Here is a 17,673-nt window from a genome sequence, read left to right as displayed (position 1 = left end):
ACTCGCGTCAGGAGTGCGTCAGGGCCGTTTCCTTCGCGTCATCGCTGCTGTTCGCTGGTGAAGTTGAGGACGTGCGGAGGAGTCGGGTACGGGTGAGCACGGAAACTGTCGTAGGCATCATCGTCGCGGTCAGCCTGGTCGGGTACCTGGTCCTGGCCTTGTTCTTCCCCGAGAAGTTCTGAGCATGACGACCACGCACGAGGCGGGCCCGGTGGCCGACGCGGGACACCCTGCCGTACGGCCGGGGAGGCTCAAGGTCTTTCTGGGTGCGGCCCCCGGCGTCGGCAAGACGTACCGGATGCTCGACGAGGCACACCGCCGGGCCGCCCGCGGCGCGGATGTGGTGGCCGGTTTCGTGGAGTGCCACCGGCGCCGGCACACCGAGGAGAAGCTGGACGGCCTGGAGATCCTCACGCCGGCGGGACAGGAATACCGTGGCGGCCGGTACACGGAGCTGGACCGTGAAGCGCTGCTGGCCAGACGGCCACAGGTGGTGCTGATCGACGAACTCGCCCATACCAATGTCCCTGGGGGCGGCCGGCACCCGAAGCGCTGGCAGGACGTCGAGGACGTCCTCGCCGCCGGAATCGATGTCGTCACCACGCTCAACATCCAGCACCTGGAGTCGCTGAGCGACGTCGTCGAGAAGATCACCGGTGTCCCGCAGCGCGAGACGGTGCCCGATGAGTTCGTGCGCCGCGCCCATGAGGTCGAGCTGGTCGACATACCCCCCGAGGGACTTCGCCGCCGCATGGCACACGGCAACATCTATCCCCCGGAGCGGATCGACGCCTCGCTGGCCAATTACTTCCGTCCCGGTAATCTCATCGCGCTGCGGGAGCTGGCCCTGCTGTGGCTGGCCGGGAGGGTGGACGAGTCCCTCCACAAGTACCGCACCGAGCACGGCATCGGGGATGTCTGGGAGACCCGGGAACGCGTCGTGGTCGCCCTCACCGGCGGTCCCGAGGGCGAGACCCTCATCCGTCGCGCGGCACGCATCGCCGGCCGGTCCGCCGGCGGTGAACTGCTCGCCGTGCACATCGCGCGCAGCGACGGGCTCGCCGCCGGGGTCTCGCACGCGGCTCTGGCCGGCCAGCGGGCCCTGGTCGAGCACCTGGGCGGCAGCTACCACTCCGTCGTCGGCGACGAAGTGCCCTCCGCACTGGTGGACTTCGCGATGGCGGAGAACGCCACCCAGCTCGTCCTCGGTACGAGCCGCCGCCGTCGGCTGGAACGTTTCCTCACCGGACGCGGGATCGGCGAGACCGTCGTGGCGCTGTCCGAGGACATCGACGTCCACATGGTCACGCACGAGCGGGCGGGCCACGGCCGGCTGCTCCCGTCCCGGCGCCGTACCCTCCCCACCTCCCGGCTCATCGCCGGACCCGTGGCCGGCGTGGTGCTCCCGGTGCTGCTCACCCTCGGCCTCGACCGCATGCGCGGCACACTGAACCTCACCAGCGAGGCGCTGCTCTTCCTGGTGGCCGTCGTGTGCGTGGCCTGCATCGGCGGAGTGACCTCCGCCCTGATCGCGGCGCTGACCGCCGCACTGCTCCTCAACTACTGGTTCATGCCGCCCATAGGCGAGTTCACCATGAGCGACCCGGACAGCGTGCTGGCGTTAGTGGTCTTCGCCGTCGTCGCCGCCACCGTGGCCGCCGCGGCGGACAGGTCCTTGCGGCTCTCCCGCCGTGCGGCTCGTGCTACGGCGGAGGCGGAGACGATGTCGTCCCTCGCCGGCAGCATCGTCCGCGGCGACCAGACGATCCCGGCGCTGCTGGAACGTACGCGTGAAACATTCGGCATGGACACCGTCGAGCTGGCTCCGGAAGCCTGCGACACAGGCAGCGCGACCGGCCCCGCCCTCGTGGTGGCGGCGGGCCCCGAGGCCTTCCTCGTCCTGCGCGGCCGTACGCTGCCGTCCTCCGAACGCCGCGTGCTGGCCGCCTTCGCCGCGCACGTCGGCGCGGCCGTCGAGCGGGCCCGGCTGGCCGAGGCCGCCGCCGAGGTCGAACCCATCAAGGCCGCCGACCGCCTGCGCACCGCCCTGCTCCGGGCCGTCGGCCACGACCTGCGGACCCCCTTGGCAGGGGCGCTGGCCGCGGTCAGCTCACTGCGCAACCAGGAGATCGAGTTCTCCCTCGAGGACCGCGCGGAACTGCTGGCCTCCGCCGAGGTGTCCCTGAACCGGCTCAACCGCCTGGTGGAGAACCTGCTCGATCTCAGCCGCCTCCAAGCCGGCGCCCTCACGCTCGACCTGCGGGCCACCACACTGGAGGAAGTTCTGCCGGCCGCCCTGGACTCACTGGACCTGACACCCGGAGGTGGGCCCGCCGTCGATGTGCAGAACCTCGAATCCGTACCGGCGCTCCAAGCCGATCCGCCGCTGCTGGAACGGGTGCTGGCCAACCTCGTCGGCAACGCGGTCCGCCACGCACCCGCGGAGCGCCCGGTGCTGGTGACGGCCGGCGCCCTGGCCGGACGGGTCGACATCAGGATCGCCGACCGGGGCCCCGGGATCGCCGCCGACGACCGCGAGCGTGCCTTCGAACCGTTCCAGCGCCTCGGCGACCGCGACAACACCGCCGGACTCGGCCTCGGCCTCGCCCTGGCCAGGGGACTCACCGAGGCCATGGACGGCACGCTCACACCCGAGGACACCCCCGGCGGAGGACTGACCATGGTCCTGTCCCTGCCCGTCGCCACCGATGAGACAGCAGGGCGGTTCTGACCGCATGTCCGCAACCCTCCAGCTCCGAGCGCGAGTCGGGCAGCGCTCCCAGCACGTGGTCATTTGTGGTGACGACGGCCTCGCACACCGCCTGGCACAGGAACTCGACGCCGTGTGCGGCGAGGCTGTCACGGTCGTCCTGCCGTCGCGCCGCGAGGGGCACGGCGCCGAGGTCGTCGCCCTGCACCGGGATCCGCACTCCCCCGTGGAGCTGCTCATCTCCGCGCGGCCCGACGAGCAGACCCTCCGGGAGGCCGGAGTCGAGCGTGCCGCGGCGGTTGCCCTCACCTACGGCGACGACCAGACCAACATGACCGCTGCCCTGCTCGCCCGCAGCATCAATCCGTCCGTACGACTGGTCATCCGCATGTTCAACCGGGACCGCGGTCGCCATCTCGAACTGCTCCTCGACCGGGCGGCAGCCGCGCACGCCGGGCAGGACGACGCGTTCATCGACGCGTCCACTACGGTGCTCTCCGACGCGGACACGGCCGTCCCCGAATTGGTGGCCGCTGCGGCAGTCGGGCACGGGCCCACCCTCCAGGTCGAGGGCAAGGTGTTCCGCGGAGTGGTCCGCCCCGCCGGAACTCCACCCCACGCGACGGACCTGGCCACGCTCGCCGTTCTCTCCGGTACGCACATGGACGACCCGATGGGCGAGGACAGCGCGGAAACACCGGGCGCCAACGGCACCCAACTGCTGCCCGACACCGCGACCGCCTACCACCGGCAGTTCACGCACGGCCGGCTCATGCTCGAAGAGGTGACCCACCACCACGCGCCGGCGTCCCCCGCCAGGCGGCCGGCCTATCGGGACTGGCTGAGCGACCGGCTCGGGCACCTGCCCTGGAAGATCTTCGTCTCCCGCGAAGTGACCGCCGTCTTCGGTGTGCTCGCCGCGGCCGTGGTGCTACTGGCCACGGCGACGGCCGTCGTGGAGGACGGACCGCTGTGGAAGTCGGTGTACCTGCCACTGCTGGACATCTTCACCATGGGCGACCCGGCGACCGAGGAGTCCACGGCCCGCCAGGTCCTGCAGCTCATCGCGGGTTTCGTCGGCCTGGCCGTACTCCCTCTCGTCGTGGCCGCCGCCATGAACGCCACCCTGGCCTTCCGCACGGCATCGGCCAACCACGTACCGGATACGGGTCTGCACGACCACATCGTCCTGGTCGGCCTCGGCAAGATCGGCACGCGCGTCCTGGCTCAGCTGTGTACGACCGACCACAAGGTCGTGGTCATCGAGCGGGACCCGCAGGCCCGAGGGGTCGCGCTGGCACGCGAGCTCGGAGTGCACCTGCTGCTCGAGGACGCCGCCGCTCCCGGGGTCCTCGATCTCGCCCGCATCGGCACCGGCAAGTCGCTCCTCGTCCTCACGCACGACGACGGCGAGAACCTCGACATCGTGATGGCCGCACGCGAGAGCAACCCCCGCGTGCGCGCCGTGATGCGCCTGTACGGCGACGACTTCGCCGCCACCGTCTCCCGCACCATGCGCGCCGGTTACCCGGACGCGCTCACCCGCAGCCGCAGCGTCTCGGCGCTGGCCGCGCCCTCCTTCGCCGCCGCGATGATGGGCCGCCACGTACTGGGGGTCATGCCGGTGGAGCGCGGATCCCTGCTCTTCACCGTCGTGGACGTCGCCGGCCACCCGGAACTCGAAGGGCACTCCATACACGAGGCCTTCAAGGAACACGAGTGGCGCGTACTCGCTGTCGGCCCCGCGACCAGCCGCCGGTCGGCCTCCTCGACGGACACACTCGGCGGATTCCGCGCGGACCGGCCTGCCTTCAACTGGCGACCACCACACGGACGGGTCCTGCGCCACGACGACCGCGTCGTGCTGGTGACCACACGCCGCGGCCTGGACATTCTGATGACCGGTGTCCAACCACGCCCCGCAGGCCGCCGGCCTCATCCGGCCCAATGATCTCGCTTGGACCGAACTCGCTCACCGATCAAGTCACTCTCACCACGGGGGTCCTATGTCATTCGATGCCGAATGGGCAGAGCTCAAGTCAGCCGCTGCTGCCAACCAGACGGCAATGCGGCTCAATCAGCTCGATCCCGGAGGGGGCGGCGGGCCCGGGCCACAGGGGGATCTGGTGGTCACCCAGAAGGACCTGGCGGCAGTAGGCAACGCCGCATTCAAGCTGCGGCAAAGGCTCGGCACCGATGGGGACCATGCCAAGGCCAGTACGCACGAGGCGGCCGGCTCCTTGAAGAAGGACTTCGCTCTGGGGACCGCCCTCTCGACGCTCGCGGACAAGTGGCACGACCAGGTGGGAACGCTGCTGGACGCCTGCGCCCACATTTCCAACCACCTCGACTACACGCAGAACGCGCACGCCGAAGGCGAGTACTGGATCGCCACCCAGTTCAAGTTCGCGCAGCTCAATACAGGATTCGAGGAAAGGGCGCAGCACTGATGGACCTGGACGCACTGCGTTTCGCGGACCTCTCGAAGCTGTCAACCGCCGTCGCGGACTGGACGGCCATGGCCACGAAATTGTGGGAGCTGGAGTCGGATGCCCGTGGCGACCTCGGCGGTAAGGCCGCGAAGGCCGACTGGGCTGGAGTGAACGCGACCGTGACCCGGGAGTTCATCGGCAAGACCGCCAAGGAGTTCGCCGACGCCGCCACCGAGGCCACCAGTATCGGGAACATCCTGCGTGACACCCACGGTGAGCTCGTCGACTACAAGGCCAGGCTGAACGAGGCCATCCGGCGCGGGCTGGAGAAGAACCTCACCGTGGTGCCGGCGGGCAATGGCGGCTTCACCGTCACGATGAACATCCACCCCGACCGCGCCGCCAAGGGCACGACGGTGCCCGAGCACACCGAGGACGATGCGACCGCCCTCCGAGACGAGGTACAGCGGATCCTCGAGGGCGCCACCGAGAGCGACACGACGGCCGCCCAGGCGCTGACCATGCTGGTCAGCCAGACCCCGTACGGCTTCTCCGACGCCGCCTACTACGACCGCGACCGCGCCGCGGACGCCATGAAGGACGCCGACCGGATCGCGAAACTCCTAGGGACAAAGGGCGATGACATGTCCCCGGAGGAGTTCGACAGACTCAACCGCGATCTCGCCAAGTACAAGGACGATCGCCTCTTCCAGGAGAAGCTCGCCACCACCATCGGCCCGCGCGGCCTGCTCGACTTCTGGGCGGACCTTGCCGACCCCTCCGACGGCGGCACCCTGCAGCGCTCCCGCCATGACCAGCTCGGCGACTTCCAGCGCAACCTCTCCCTCACCCTGGCCGGCGCCACCCAGTCCGACAGCCCGGCCATGCGCACCTGGGAGAACGACATGGTCAAGCTGGGCGAGGAGCGCATCCAGACCCGCGGCAGCCAGGTCTACGGCTACCAGGTGACGAGCAACCTCATGCGCAGCGGCGACTGGGACAACCGCTTCCTGAACGACTACGGCAACGCGCTCGTCGCCACCGAGAAGAAGATGAAGCTCCCGGCCAACTACTGGAACGGCGGCGTGCCACCGGTGCCCAAGATGAACTTCATCGGCGAGGACTTCGGCCGCGACCCCATGACCGGCTTCATGACCGCCCTGGCCGCCAGCCCGAACGCGGCGACCGAGTTCTTCAACGCGACGCAGCCCACCGACAACGCCCAGTACGTCCTCGGCGACCGGCAGACCTTCGACGACACGCCCCTCAACACCAAGGACGGCAACGCCGCACGGGAGGCCACGGGCGCCGCCCTGGTCTCTGCGGCCACGGGAGTCGACCCCAACAACATGACAACGCGTCCCGACGACCTCACGCCTGAACACCGCCAGGTTCTGGACCGCTCCCTGAAGTACCTCTCCGAGCGGGGCGACGAGTTCCCGTCCGAGATGCGCGACGACATGGCCAAAGTTCTCTCCGCCCACAGCGATGTCGTACACCACTCGGCCAGCGCCATGTCGGACACGCCGGACGACCCCCGCCAGCTCGACCGCCATCACCTCCTGGAGGTGAGCAAGCAGGTCTCCCGCGACCAGAATTCCTACGGCATGCTCAACGAGGCCATGAACCGAGAAATGATCAAAGACATTCACGCAGAACAGCCGCGTGACCCCAACGAGACGCTGCAAGATGCGGGCCGTACGGTCGGCTTCCTCGAAGAGGCCCGCTACCAGGCCCTCAAGACCGACAAGGATGACCCCACGTGGGAAGCCAAGTGGCGTTACCACGGCTTCGGCGGAGCCGCCAACTTCATCCCCGTGGTCGGCGACATAGCGCAACGAGGTGTCGACGCCCTCGCCTACCAGTGGCAGCTCGACGAACAGGCGCGGATCGACGCGGGAGTCCAGGACCAGAACGCGAAGACGTTCACGCACCGGGAGAACCAGCTGAGGGCTCTCTCCGAGGAATGGGCCAAGGCGAACCCCGGGCACCCCTACACGCCGCGCACGCTGGAGCAGGAGATCAACACGTCCGCTGTGACGGGGAACGTTGCTGCCAAGGGTCTGGCAGGCACCCAGTGAAGCGCCTGCGCACTGCCATGACGGCCGCCGCGGGGGCCGCGGCACTGATCTCCGTGACCGGGTGCAGCGAGAGCAGGGAGTACGCACTGCCGGGCGACCTATGCGGCGTGGCCGTCGATTCGGCCCTCACCGCACCGCTGCTTCCGCCCGGCGCCAAGCTGGAGCAGTCGACGTACGCAGCCAGGCCGTACGCTCCGCGGTGCGAACTGACCGTGGACAAGAACACCGTCCTGACCGTGAAAGGCGACGTGACCACGGCGGACGAAGACGTCATCGGTGGCATCGGACAGCGCTTGGAGAGCTCCGGCAATCCCGTCCAGATCGACGTGGGCGACGCCGCCCACGTTGCCGACTCCATGGCCGTCGCGGTCGCACGCTGCACTTACGAGGGCAAACCCAGCCAGTTCGTCGTCGAGATCTACCCGCCCATCAAGGCCTCCGACGTACCCGCACGCCGTGAGGCCCTCACCCGTCTCATGACCGTGTACTTCCCCGCGGCCCAGAAGGCAGTGGGCTGCGCCTCCTGACCGCAATGGCCGCTGGGGAATGCGCGCCTCCCCATACCTTCGACCCAGCTAGGACGCAGCCTGTGCATCACGACGACGAACCGGTCTTCAAGCGGAGCAAGTGGGGAACGAACCGCTACTACTACAACCCTCGCAACCCCGTCGGGCTCGCCCTCATCGTCATCACCGTGCTCGTCGTCGGGACGCTGCTGATCCTCATGGCCAACCGGGCCGGACCGTTCGAGCCACCGCCTGCCCCCGCACCGTGGAATCCCGCGCCAGTCACCACCGGCCCGCCAGGCCACTGAACGGCCTGGGGTTGGTCTCGAACCGGAGCGCCGTCAAAATGCCGTAGCCATCACATCAGCGGTGCGTCAGGGTCCGGTGTCGAGGCCCGTACCGGCCCTGACGTCACCCCCATGGGACGACGTTTCACGCAGTCCGCAACCGGTGCTCACGCCGGCGCGGAGCCTCGAGGGCCTATCACACGCGACATCCACTGGGCCGGCGAGATGCGCTCGGCCATCGGTGTCGCGTCCCTCCTGCACTCGGCCCTGCTCGCCATGGACGCGGGTTTCGGCAAGCTCGACGCGACCCGCGGCGTCCTCTGGACCGGCCTGGCCGCCCTCCTCTTCGTGATCCTGCTGCCGTCCAGGGTCTCCGCAGGTCCCGGTCTGCTCAGCGCCCGAGGACTGCTGGTCGGAGACACTGTCCGCACCGACTCCCTCGTCTCGGTCAGGTGGTCCGACGGGGTGGCCCAGCGGATGATCCTCCGCGACACGGAGGGAAGCCAGGTCGAGATCGATCCGACCGTCCTGGTCCGCAATCCCGCGATGTGGCGCCGCCTCGACACGGACACCCGCACATCGATCCGGCGCGGCACTCTGCTGTGCGGCGAGACCGCCCTGCGCCGGCTGGCAGAGCGTATCGACCGCGAGACGGCCCTCACGGTCTTCAAGGTCTCAGGCCTGCAGTGATCGACGGTCGGTGACTTCGGTGCACCCGGGCAGTGGCTGACGCGAGTCACTGACCCTCCGCCGGGGAGGGCGCAGCCGGGGTGATCGGCCGCCGGGAGGCCGCCGCCGGAAGCGTGAGCGTCACGGCAAAGCCGGGGCCGACGGGTGCGGTTTCAAGGGTGCCCCCCATGGTCTCCGTGAGGTCACGGCACATCCGCAGGGTCAGGCTGTCCGGCGTGCGACTCGGATGTGTGCCGCGTTCCGCGCCCTGCACTTCGTCGTTGGTTCCGTCCGTCATATGGATTTCCACCTGACCGGACCGGGTTTTGCCTGTCAGCCGCGCGGGCCGGTCCGGCGGGCTGTGGCGCTGGGCCTCGGCCGCCAGAGCGGTCAGCACGCGCGTGAGCACGGCCGCGTCGGCGATCACGTCGGGCAGCAGCTCCGGCAGGCTGCACTGGATCGTATGGCCACCGGGACCCAAGTCGTCCAGAACAGCGGTCAGTAGCTCGTCGAGATCGACCGGTCGCAGATACAGGTCCAGTGCCCCGGCGTGCAGGCGGCTCAACTCGTCGAGGTCCGAGAGAAGCTGGACCGCACGCCGCACCGACGACCGGGCTATGGCGAGGGTCCGACTCTCCCTCGTATCCGTGCCGACGCCGACGCCGACGCCATCCAGCGCTTCGTCGGCTGTGCTCAGTGGGCCCCGCAGGTCTCGGCTCGCGGTGAGGAGGAGCGAGGCCCTGGTGTGTTCGGCTGCGGCGCGCAGGCCGGTTTCGGCGTCGTGGGCAGCGAGCCGGCCGTGCGAGTAGGCCATGCCCAATTGGGCCGCGCACGCTCCCAGTACGCGCTGGTCGTCGCTGCTCAGCGGGCGCCCTCGGGCGGCCAGGGTGAGGTCGTCGCCGACGGGGCTGTCCACATCCGCATCGTACGGGCGCTCGGGTGGATCCTCGCCTGTGCTGGCGATGACGTACCAGCGGGGCTCGGCGGCATGCCCCGTATCCCGTTCCAGCAGGCTCACCGCTTCCAGGCCGAAGTCCTCCCGTACCTGTTCGAGCAGCGTCGGCAGGTCCTGGCCGTGCATCATGGCGGTGGCCAGCCGACTCAGTGCCCGGGCCTCGGAACTCGCGCGGACGGCCCGGTACGTGCTGCGTGCGGCCGCACCCGCGGCCATGCCGACGATGACGGCCGTGACGACGTACACCACCAGCGCTATGACGTCGGCGAGGTGCTGGACGCGCAACGAGTGCATCGGCGGGGTGAAGTAGTAGTCGGCGAGCAGTCCCGCGGCGAGAGCGGCCACCAGTGCGGGAACGAGGCCGCCGACCAGGGCGATCACGACAACGGCGAGCAGGTAGAGCACCAGGGCGAGGGCGAGGTCCACGTGCTCGCCCAGGAGAACCAGGAGGGCGGTCAGGCCCGGGAGCGTGATCGCCAGACGCATGTCAATGCCGCCTTCGACCCCGGTCCCGTAGACCTCCGCAGGCCCACAGCGATCGAGTGCGACCTTGCCCTGCCCGCACTCGGTGTCACCTCGGGCACACTCGCTCCCGGTACCCGCGTCGCCTCAGTGGGGCGGTCGCGGTTGCTGGTTCCCCTTACTACGCGGTCCGCTCTCACCACCCTCAGCCCGGACTTCGAACGGCTCCGTGCCGCCTGCGACCGTCTCGGTTTTCTGGGCTGCTACGCCTACTCGGTGCCGACGCCCACCGGCCGCGTCGCGGCCCGCATGTTCGCCCCGTCGATCGGCGTCGCGGAAGACATCGCCAACGCCAACAGCACCGCCTGCCTCGCTGCGCACCTGGCCGGCCAGGGCATCAGCGACATCGCCGTCGACATGGGGGACTCCCTCGGCAGTCCCTCCACGATCACCGCCACCGCACATCACGACGCGTCGGGGCTGCGGGTCCACTTGAGCGGCGCCGCAGATGTCACACGCAGCATCCGCATGCCATAGCCGGCCCGTAGCTCATCAGCGGCCGGCACGTCAGACGATCTCCACCGTGGACACCGGCCGAGCATCCCGCCCGCCACCACACCAGCCCTCGTGGCCTGCAAGCTTCACGATGCACACGGCTCGCTGGGGATGCCGCTCCAGTTCAGCTGGCGCCAAGCCGGTATGCACAGCGGCCCCTCCACGCAGCGGGATCCCACGTGGAGTTCTCCAACTGCCGATCACCCGCAGCCCACTTCTCCGTACCGGAACCTGTCGTCGAGCACCCCGTATGGCGCAGGGCAGTCGGTGGTCATGTCCGTGATCCGCCTTGCTCCAGAACGAGTCGGCATGGCCGCAGGCCAGAGGCGGTACGGAGGACCCGGTTCGGGCCGTAGGCAGGTTAGGACGGTGAGTGGATCCAGCCGTGGGTGCGGGCGGTGCGGGAGGCGACCTGCAGCAGCCGGGCGGTGGCGGGCCGTTCGGCGGTGCCGCGGGTGAGCAGGTGGATTTCGATGGCCGCTGCCGGGGACAGTGGCCGCCACACCAGCCCGGCCGGGAGGCCGGGCCGGGCGGATTCGCCGACGACGGAGACAGCTTGGCCCTGGGTGACGGGCATGTGGGCGGCGTCGAAGGACAGATGGCGTTCGCGCAACTGTGGGGCAATTCCGGCGCGGTCGAAGATGCCGGTGATTGCGTCGTAGTGCCCGGGGTTGTCGTGGCGGGCGTGCACGAGGATGGTCTCGTCGGCGAGCGCGTCGACGTCGACGTCCGAACCGGCGGCCAGGGGATGGTCTTTGGGCATGATGATGCCCTGGGGTTCCAGGCGTAGCAGGGTGCGGACCAGTTGGGGGGTCGGTGGCGGGCAGCGGACCAGGCCGGCGTCGAGGGTGCCGTCGGCGACGCCCGCCAGGATCTCGGCGGTGGGCAGCAGACGGGTGCCGGTCTTGATGCCGGGATGGGCCTCGGCCAGGGCGGCGAGCAGGGTGGGCGTGGTCTCGTAGCCGGTGCTCGCGCTGTAGCCGACCGACAGGTTGCCGTTCTCACCCGCGGCGAAGCCCTGTACGTCCCGCCACAGCCGGTCGGCCTCCTCGCACAGAGCGGCCCCGCGGTCCATGAGCAGCCGGCCGGCCTCGGTGGGCTCCACGGACTGAGTGGTGCGGTCGAGGAGCCGTACGCCCAATTCCTGTTCCAGCTGGCGTATTTGGCGGCTGAGGGCGGGCTGGGCGATGTGCAGACGCTCGGCGGCCCGGGTGAAACTCCGCTCCCGGGCCACGGCGAGGAAGTAGCGGAGACGACGGAGTTCAGCCATGCCGGGCACCCTACAGCAGCCATGACCTGCACTTATGCCCGTTTGTTCTGGGCCTGGTGCGAACAGGTCTTTCCTTTCCCCGGCGACATCTTCCTAGTGTTCAAGGCGTCAGAAGGAGCACGCCACGAGAGGGCCTCACTCATGAACAAGCAGGAAATCACTGTAGCGAGCAAGGCAGTTGTCCAGGCGTACATGGAAACCCTGATGAAGGGCGACATGGATGCACTGCGCAACTTCTTCGCACCCGATGCGACCTGGACGCTCGCCGGTGATCTGCCGGTGTCGGGAACGTGGACGGGCCCGGACGAGATCCTCGACGAGTTCGTGCCGGTGATGGTGGCCCGGCTGGTGCCGGAGTCGATGGAGTTCGAGTTCGAGGGGCTGATCGCGGAGGGCGAACGGGTCCTCGCCGAGTGGAACACCCGGGGCCTGGCCCGGGCGGGCGGCCGCTACGACCAACATTGCCTGGCGATCTTCACAGTCCGGGAGGGCCGGATCACCGCCGTGCGCGAGTACTTCGACACCCTCCACGCCAAGACCGTCGTCTTCGCCTGACTCCCACCCGCAAGTCCCCTGAACACCCGCATACTTCAACAGGAGCTGTGAACCATGAAGGCCATACTGCCCGGATCCGCCGCCGACACCGACAAGCCGGTCGTCCTCGGTGAGGCCGCCGAGCCCGAGCCCGCCGCCGACGAGGCGGTCGTCGCGGTGGAGGCGTACTCCGTGAACCGCGGCGAGACCTTCCAGCTCGATGGCGGCCTCGAGCGCCGCTGGGCGGGCTGGCGCCCGGGCAAGGACGTCGCCGGCACCGTCATACGGGCGGCGGCCGATGGCACAGGACCGGCTGCCGGCACCCGCGTGGTGGCTCATCCGCCCGCGTACGGCTGGGCCGAGCGCGTCGCCGTGCCCACTGCGAGCCTGGCCGAACTACCGGACAGCCTCGATGCCGTGACCGCAGCGGCCCTCCCGCTCGCCGGGATCACCGCACTGCGACTGCTGCGCGCCGCCGGCCCGCTCGCCGGCCGCCGTGTCCTGCTCACCGGGGCCAGCGGCGGCGTCGGCCACTACCTGACCGAGCTGGCCGCCGCCTCCGGCGCGGAGATCACCGCAGTCACCGCCACCGCCGAACGCGGCGCACGGCTGCTGCCGCTCGGCGCCGTCGAGCTGATCACGTCGGTGGACGAGGCGCAGGGCCCATACGACGTGGTCTTCGAGTCGGTCGGCGGCGCCAGTCTGCCCGCGGCCCTGGCCCAACTGGCGTCGGGCGGACAGCTGGTGTGGTTCGGGCAGGCCAGCCGCGAGCCCGTCGCCCTCAATTTCTTCGACTTCTTCAAGGGCCCCAACCAGGCCCGCATCACGCACTTCGACTACACAACCTCGGACACGACATACGGCCAGGACCTGACCGCCCTGGTCCGGCTGGTCGCCGCCGGCCGACTGCACCCCGAGATCGGTTCGGTACGCGACTGGAGCCGCACCGCCGACATCATCACCGACCTGCGCGGCCGGAACATCCGAGGCAACGCCGTGCTGACCGTCGGCTGACCGCATGCGCGACTCTTCGGGTTCCCAAACTCCCTCCCCGAGCCCCGACCCGCCGCTGGGCGCCGCCACCCCACCCTTCGACCTCCACGAGCTGCACCTCCCGGAGGAGAGCCTGCTCGTGTTGTGCACCGATGGCTTGGTCGAGTCCGCTACTCGCGACACCGAGCAGGGGCTGGCCCAGCTCAGGCGAACCCTGTCGCAGGCGGCCAGCCGGGCGTCGTACTTCTCGGGCGACGCCGCCGACGCCGACGGTCTGGAAGACCTGTGCGACACGGTCGTCTCCGCGCCGCTGCCCGACCGCGAGCAGACCAATGACGACGCGGCGCTGCTCATCGCCCACACCCGGAGCACCGCCGCCGCCGACATCGCCACCTGTAGCCTTCCCGACGATCCCCAGGCAGCCGGACAAGCCCGCCATTACGTCCGCAGACAGCTGGCCACCTGGGGGCTGGACGACCTGGCGTTCACCACCGAACTGCTGGTCAGCGAGCTGGTCGGCAACGTGGTCCGGCACGCCAAAGGCCCCATCAGCCTGCGCCTGCTGCGCAGCAACTCCCTGATCTGCGAGGTCTACGACTGCAGCCTCACCACCCCGCGCATCCGCCGCGCCACCTACACCGACGAGGGCGGTCGTGGCCTGCAACTCGTCGCCGCCACCTGCCAGCGCTGGGGCGCGCGCTACCTCCGCGATGGCAAATGCATTTGGACCGAGCAAGACCTGCCCCAGTGAGGTGCCCCGAACCGGCGTCGGGGTGGTGTACCGGATTGCCCGGTCTCGGCGGGCGGCGTTCGCGGTCGCGCTGCCACAGGCCAGATCCGGCGCAAGCAGGACGAGTTGGGCTTCCTTCGGTATCGACGCAGACCATCCGCCGATGTGGCGGGAGAGGGTGGTCACGTCGAACACGACGTAGATGGTGCCCCGGTGGCCACGTGCGTGAAGTCAGCCACGCAGGTCCCGTTCGACGCCGGGGGCGACGAAGTCACGGACCAGGCGGCCCGGTGAACGCGTGGCGGCGGGGTCGGGCTCGGGGTCGGGCATGGTGGTGTTGACTTCCACCAACTGACCTATGGTTCAGGGCTGCTGGTGTTCGGGGTTGCTGTTGCGATGGATCACCTCGGTGGCTAGCTCTATGCGCGAAGTCAGTCCGAGCTTGCGCAGGATGTTGGAGACGTGGGTGCTGACGGTGCGGCGCGAGATGCACATGCGGGTGGCCGTCTCGGGGTTGGAATGTCCGGCAGCGACGTGGCCGGCAATGATGCGCTCGGTGGAGGTGAGCGCTTCCCATCCCGAGCGGGCGGTGTTGCGGGGGCCGCGGGTGCCGCGGCTCACGGAGACCGCGCGAAGCCGGGCGGTGGCACGTGCCGCGTCCCAGACTGCACCCAGGCTGCCGTAGATCGAGAGAGCCTGTTCCAGGTACACACGGCCGTCGGAGAGCCGACCGCGCATCGCGTGCAGCTCGGCGGCGTCGGTGAGGGCGTGCGCCTGGTTCAGCGGCCGTGTGGCTTCACGGTAGTGACGGGCTGCTTCCAGCAGCAGCTCCGGATCCTGAGCGATGAGCCCTTCGCACCGGCAGGCGTCCCCCAGATGGTAGGGAGCGCTGCTGCGTGCGGCACGTGACCGGGCTGCCTGCGCATAGCGCCGGGCCGCTGGCGAGTCGCCCTGGCCAAGCGCGAGCCGGACCAGATCGGGTGTCAAGAAGCTGAGGATCAGCTGACCCGGCAGATGCCCGATTCCGGAGTCGAAGCAGTGCGCCAGTCGGCTGAAGGCGCGCTCGGGATGCCCTTGGGCCTCGTCCAGCAGGGCCTCGGTGCACAACAGGATGTATTCGTAGAACCAGGAGACCGTTCCGCTGTCTTGTGCCGCTGCGGCCTGGCTCATGTGGGTCTCGGCGTCGTCCCGCCGGCCTTGATGGACGGCTATTGTCCCCGCCAGCGCTCTCAACGCCCGGCTCATTGCAAAGTGGACGCCGGGGTCGAGGCCGGCGTCCACCTCTGCGATCGCGTCCTGCCACCGGCCGGCATGGAACGCCATCAGCGCACAGGACAAGTGGTACCACGGTAGAAAGACACCCCCAAGGTGCTCGGCGCCCTGGCGGACGCTCGCCAAAGCGCGCTCCGCGTCTGGCGTGAGATCAAGTTCCAGGTAGCAGTTGGCCAGGGCCAGCTGCAGTCCGAGCCACTGCGCCGGATGGATCGTCTTGGGAGTCAGACGCGATGCCTGACGGGCAAGCTCCAGTGCTTCAAGGCCGGGAGCCTCCAGAAAATGCTTGGCAGCCAGCACTTGCAGGGCATAGGCCAAGGCCGTGGTGTCGCCCAGCTCGACAGCCGCTCGCCGCGCAGCAGCAGCGACAGCTCCCGCCTCCGGCAACCGCCCCAGGGCGAAGAGGCAAACCGACCCGAAGGCTTGGAACCGGACCGCCTCGAGTGGCGTCGCCCCCGCTGTTCCGCATGCGGGACGGGTTTCTGCCAGAGCGACGTCAGGGCGGCCGCGCGCGAACGCGGCCTGAACGATGATCCAGCGAAACAGATCCTCCAGGCCGGAATCGGCAGGCCTTGCCAGAGCGATGCGGGCGCTCTCCTCTGCCTCAGCCAGAAGACCTGATGACAGTTGCGCCACGACACGGTGCAGACGTAACTGCTCATAGTGTGGGTCAGCGGGATCGGCGACCACCAGCGCCATGCCCAGCAGCCGCAGGGCAAGACCGGGGGCACGCGCGGTGAGCTGCGCCGCAGACCGCGTTATCCAGGGGACCAGGAACTCCCCGTCCGGGGGAGCGGCCTCCAGCAGATGTCCGGCGACCCGCTCGGGCGCCGCTCCCGCACGGGTCAGAGCCTGTGCGGCCCGGATGTGCAGCAGCGAGCGGGCTGAACTCGGCACGGCGTCGTGCAGGGCTTGGCGTACCAGGTCATGGCGGAAGACGACGCGTGGGCCGTCGGGAGTCAGGATTGCGGCCGCTTCGGCATCAGCGATGCTCGTGAGCAGGACGTGGGCCGGCACCTCCAGTACTGCTGCCAGGTCGTGGAGCGTGCAGCCGGCTCCCAGCACGGACGCCGCGCGCAACACCTGCAGGACCTCGTCACGCAGGTAGGCCAGCCGGTGTGTGATCAGCGTGTCGATCGCCGGGACGGTGCAATCGGCCGGGACCTCCGCGAGGACCCCGTGCAGCGTGATCGCCTCTTCCCGTTGAAGGGCGGCGATCAGCTCCCCCAGGTACAGCGGGTTGCCTGCCGCCCCCTCACAGAGCCGAAGCAACCGAGGGCCGGGTTCATGCCCGATCACGTCGGCCACCAGCAAGGGCACGGCCGAGGAGGCCAGTGGACCGAGCTGCAGCACCGTGCGATTGCTGCCTCGCAGCCCGCGGGCGAGTACGTCGACCTCGACCACCCGGGGAACCGGGCGAAGCGCCCCGACGATCAGCAGCGGCAACTGAGCCACCGATTGCGCGAGCCGCTGCAGTACCAGCACACTGGCCCGATCGGCCCACTGGAGATCATCGAGGAAGAGCGCTACGGGCCCCTGCGCACAGATCTCCTCGACCAGAACGCACATGGCCTCCACGGTGGCGAAATCCGCGCCTCCGGGCGTGCCCGGCAGCCCGTACCGAGCCTGCCCCAGGAGGACTTCGGCAGCCCGCGCCCGCAGCGGGTCGATAGGACCGTCATCCAGCCCCAGGCAAGCCGAGATCAACGCGAACGGGCGATGCGCCTCCAACTCCTGAGCCGAGCCCCACAACGCCTGGAGGCCGGCACCTTCGGCGTCTGCCGCCGCGCACCGGAGCAACGCCGTCTTTCCCGCCCCGGCCTCGCCGGCGATGAACGCGGCCTGCCCCGAGCCGCGCGCGGCATGTACCGCCAGAGTGGTGAGGATCGCCGTTTCGGCATCGCGTCCGACGAGGCGAGGCCCCAAGAATTGCACGGCCGTATCTCCCGTAGTGATGCCATCTGCCTGCTGAACCAGCTTTTCGCCGAACCCGATGGGCGGTGCCCGGGTATCGGGTTCAAAAGAGTCAACTGCCCGATGAGAGGGACCAGCCACTAACCGGGTGACCATCCCTGCCAGCGGGTGGTGACGGTCTCATTCCGCAGTGCGACCAAGGCGTTACTTGTTCGGGTCACGCTTCCGGGCGGCGACTCGTGGAGCTGACTCCATGACAGCAGACAATAGACGCCGCCCTGTTGCGATGCGTACCGGGCGGCA

15 protein-coding genes are annotated in these 17,673 nt (G+C 69.4%); 12 read left to right on the top strand and 3 right to left on the bottom strand.

Annotated elements, in window-relative coordinates:
• Positions 1–92 precede the first annotated feature (92 nt).
• The 8 genes from kdpF (at position 93) to AB8A24_RS13705 (ending at position 8,706) form a co-directional block, all read left to right on the top strand.
• A complete protein-coding gene (gene kdpF / locus AB8A24_RS13740; RefSeq protein ID WP_107093322.1) occupies positions 93–182 on the top strand; it encodes a K(+)-transporting ATPase subunit F in 90 nt (29 codons plus the stop codon).
• A gap of 2 nt (positions 183–184) precedes the next feature.
• Positions 185–2,731: an ATP-binding protein gene (locus AB8A24_RS13735; RefSeq protein ID WP_369475812.1), complete on the top strand. Its 2,547-nt coding sequence runs from the start codon at positions 185–187 to the stop codon at positions 2,729–2,731.
• A 4-nt stretch (positions 2,732–2,735) separates the two neighbouring features.
• Entirely contained in the window at positions 2,736–4,661 is a 1,926-nt protein-coding gene (locus tag AB8A24_RS13730; protein WP_369475810.1) for an NAD-binding protein, read from the top strand.
• A 55-nt stretch (positions 4,662–4,716) separates the two neighbouring features.
• Complete coding sequence (locus AB8A24_RS13725) at positions 4,717–5,160, top strand: hypothetical protein (RefSeq protein ID WP_214346496.1); 444 nt, start codon at positions 4,717–4,719, stop codon at positions 5,158–5,160.
• Entirely contained in the window at positions 5,160–7,223 is a 2,064-nt protein-coding gene (locus tag AB8A24_RS13720; protein ID WP_369475808.1) for a hypothetical protein, read from the top strand. Before AB8A24_RS13725 ends, AB8A24_RS13720 begins: the two co-directional genes overlap by 1 nt.
• 107 nt (positions 7,224–7,330) lie before the next feature.
• Complete coding sequence (locus tag AB8A24_RS13715) at positions 7,331–7,750, top strand: hypothetical protein (protein ID WP_369475806.1); 420 nt, start codon at positions 7,331–7,333, stop codon at positions 7,748–7,750.
• A gap of 62 nt (positions 7,751–7,812) precedes the next feature.
• Positions 7,813–8,037 carry a hypothetical protein gene (locus AB8A24_RS13710; RefSeq protein WP_214346505.1) on the top strand — a complete coding sequence of 75 codons (225 nt, stop codon included), beginning with the start codon at positions 7,813–7,815 and terminating at the stop codon, positions 8,035–8,037.
• Between the two features lie 204 nt (positions 8,038–8,241).
• Complete coding sequence (locus AB8A24_RS13705) at positions 8,242–8,706, top strand: hypothetical protein (protein WP_369475803.1); 465 nt, start codon at positions 8,242–8,244, stop codon at positions 8,704–8,706.
• A gap of 46 nt (positions 8,707–8,752) precedes the next feature.
• On the opposite strand, the gene AB8A24_RS13700 is transcribed toward AB8A24_RS13705, so the two are convergent.
• The gene (locus AB8A24_RS13700; RefSeq protein ID WP_369475801.1) at positions 8,753–10,066 is read right to left on the bottom strand and encodes a sensor histidine kinase; all 1,314 of its coding nucleotides are present in this window, start codon (positions 10,064–10,066) and stop codon (positions 8,753–8,755) included.
• Between AB8A24_RS13700 and AB8A24_RS13695 the strand changes: the two genes are divergently transcribed.
• Positions 10,067–10,639, top strand: a complete 573-nt coding sequence (locus AB8A24_RS13695) for a PhzF family phenazine biosynthesis protein (protein WP_369475799.1) — start codon at positions 10,067–10,069, stop codon at positions 10,637–10,639. It abuts the gene before it with no gap.
• Between the two features lie 379 nt (positions 10,640–11,018).
• Here AB8A24_RS13695 and AB8A24_RS13690 read toward each other — a convergent pair whose 3' ends face one another.
• Positions 11,019–11,927: a LysR family transcriptional regulator gene (locus AB8A24_RS13690; protein ID WP_369475797.1), complete on the bottom strand. Its 909-nt coding sequence runs from the start codon at positions 11,925–11,927 to the stop codon at positions 11,019–11,021.
• 141 nt (positions 11,928–12,068) lie between these two features.
• Here AB8A24_RS13690 and AB8A24_RS13685 point away from each other — a divergent pair, with 141 nt between their 5' ends.
• From AB8A24_RS13685 to AB8A24_RS13675, 3 genes are read left to right on the top strand one after another with little or no spacing between them, the layout of a single operon-like run.
• A complete protein-coding gene (locus tag AB8A24_RS13685; protein WP_369475795.1) occupies positions 12,069–12,482 on the top strand; it encodes a nuclear transport factor 2 family protein in 414 nt (137 codons plus the stop codon).
• A 54-nt stretch (positions 12,483–12,536) separates the two neighbouring features.
• Positions 12,537–13,475 carry a zinc-binding dehydrogenase gene (locus AB8A24_RS13680; protein WP_328960536.1) on the top strand — a complete coding sequence of 313 codons (939 nt, stop codon included), beginning with the start codon at positions 12,537–12,539 and terminating at the stop codon, positions 13,473–13,475.
• Between the two features lie 4 nt (positions 13,476–13,479).
• A complete protein-coding gene (locus AB8A24_RS13675; RefSeq protein ID WP_369475793.1) occupies positions 13,480–14,205 on the top strand; it encodes a SpoIIE family protein phosphatase in 726 nt (241 codons plus the stop codon).
• 342 nt (positions 14,206–14,547) lie between these two features.
• Here the strand turns inward: AB8A24_RS13675 and AB8A24_RS13670 are convergent, their stop codons facing one another.
• Positions 14,548–17,391, bottom strand: coding sequence for an AAA family ATPase (locus AB8A24_RS13670; protein WP_369475791.1), 2,844 nt, complete (start codon positions 17,389–17,391; stop codon positions 14,548–14,550).
• Positions 17,392–17,673: the final 282 nt, after the last annotated feature.

It is taken from the genome of Streptomyces sp. BF23-19 (assembly GCF_041106355.1).
GTDB classification, from domain to species: Bacteria; Actinomycetota; Actinomycetes; order Streptomycetales; family Streptomycetaceae; genus Streptomyces; species Streptomyces virginiae_A.
Note: the sequence above shows the minus strand (reverse complement) of the source record. Positions and strands in the feature narration are given on the sequence as shown.

Excerpts from the sequence above, each read along its gene's own strand:
- AB8A24_RS13675 (WP_369475793.1), top strand. The coding sequence starts at position 13,480 with ATGCGCGACTCTTCGGGTTCCCAAACTCCCTCCCCGAGCCCCGACCCG.
- AB8A24_RS13680 (WP_328960536.1), top strand. The coding sequence starts at position 12,537 with ATGAAGGCCATACTGCCCGGATCCGCCGCCGACACCGACAAGCCGGTC.
- AB8A24_RS13730 (WP_369475810.1), top strand. The coding sequence starts at position 2,736 with ATGTCCGCAACCCTCCAGCTCCGAGCGCGAGTCGGGCAGCGCTCCCAG.
- AB8A24_RS13685 (WP_369475795.1), top strand. The coding sequence starts at position 12,069 with ATGAACAAGCAGGAAATCACTGTAGCGAGCAAGGCAGTTGTCCAGGCG.
- AB8A24_RS13690 (WP_369475797.1), bottom strand. The coding sequence starts at position 11,927 with ATGGCTGAACTCCGTCGTCTCCGCTACTTCCTCGCCGTGGCCCGGGAG.
- AB8A24_RS13735 (WP_369475812.1), top strand. The coding sequence starts at position 185 with ATGACGACCACGCACGAGGCGGGCCCGGTGGCCGACGCGGGACACCCT.
- AB8A24_RS13725 (WP_214346496.1), top strand. The coding sequence starts at position 4,717 with ATGTCATTCGATGCCGAATGGGCAGAGCTCAAGTCAGCCGCTGCTGCC.
- AB8A24_RS13720 (WP_369475808.1), top strand. The coding sequence starts at position 5,160 with ATGGACCTGGACGCACTGCGTTTCGCGGACCTCTCGAAGCTGTCAACC.
- AB8A24_RS13705 (WP_369475803.1), top strand. The coding sequence starts at position 8,242 with ATGCGCTCGGCCATCGGTGTCGCGTCCCTCCTGCACTCGGCCCTGCTC.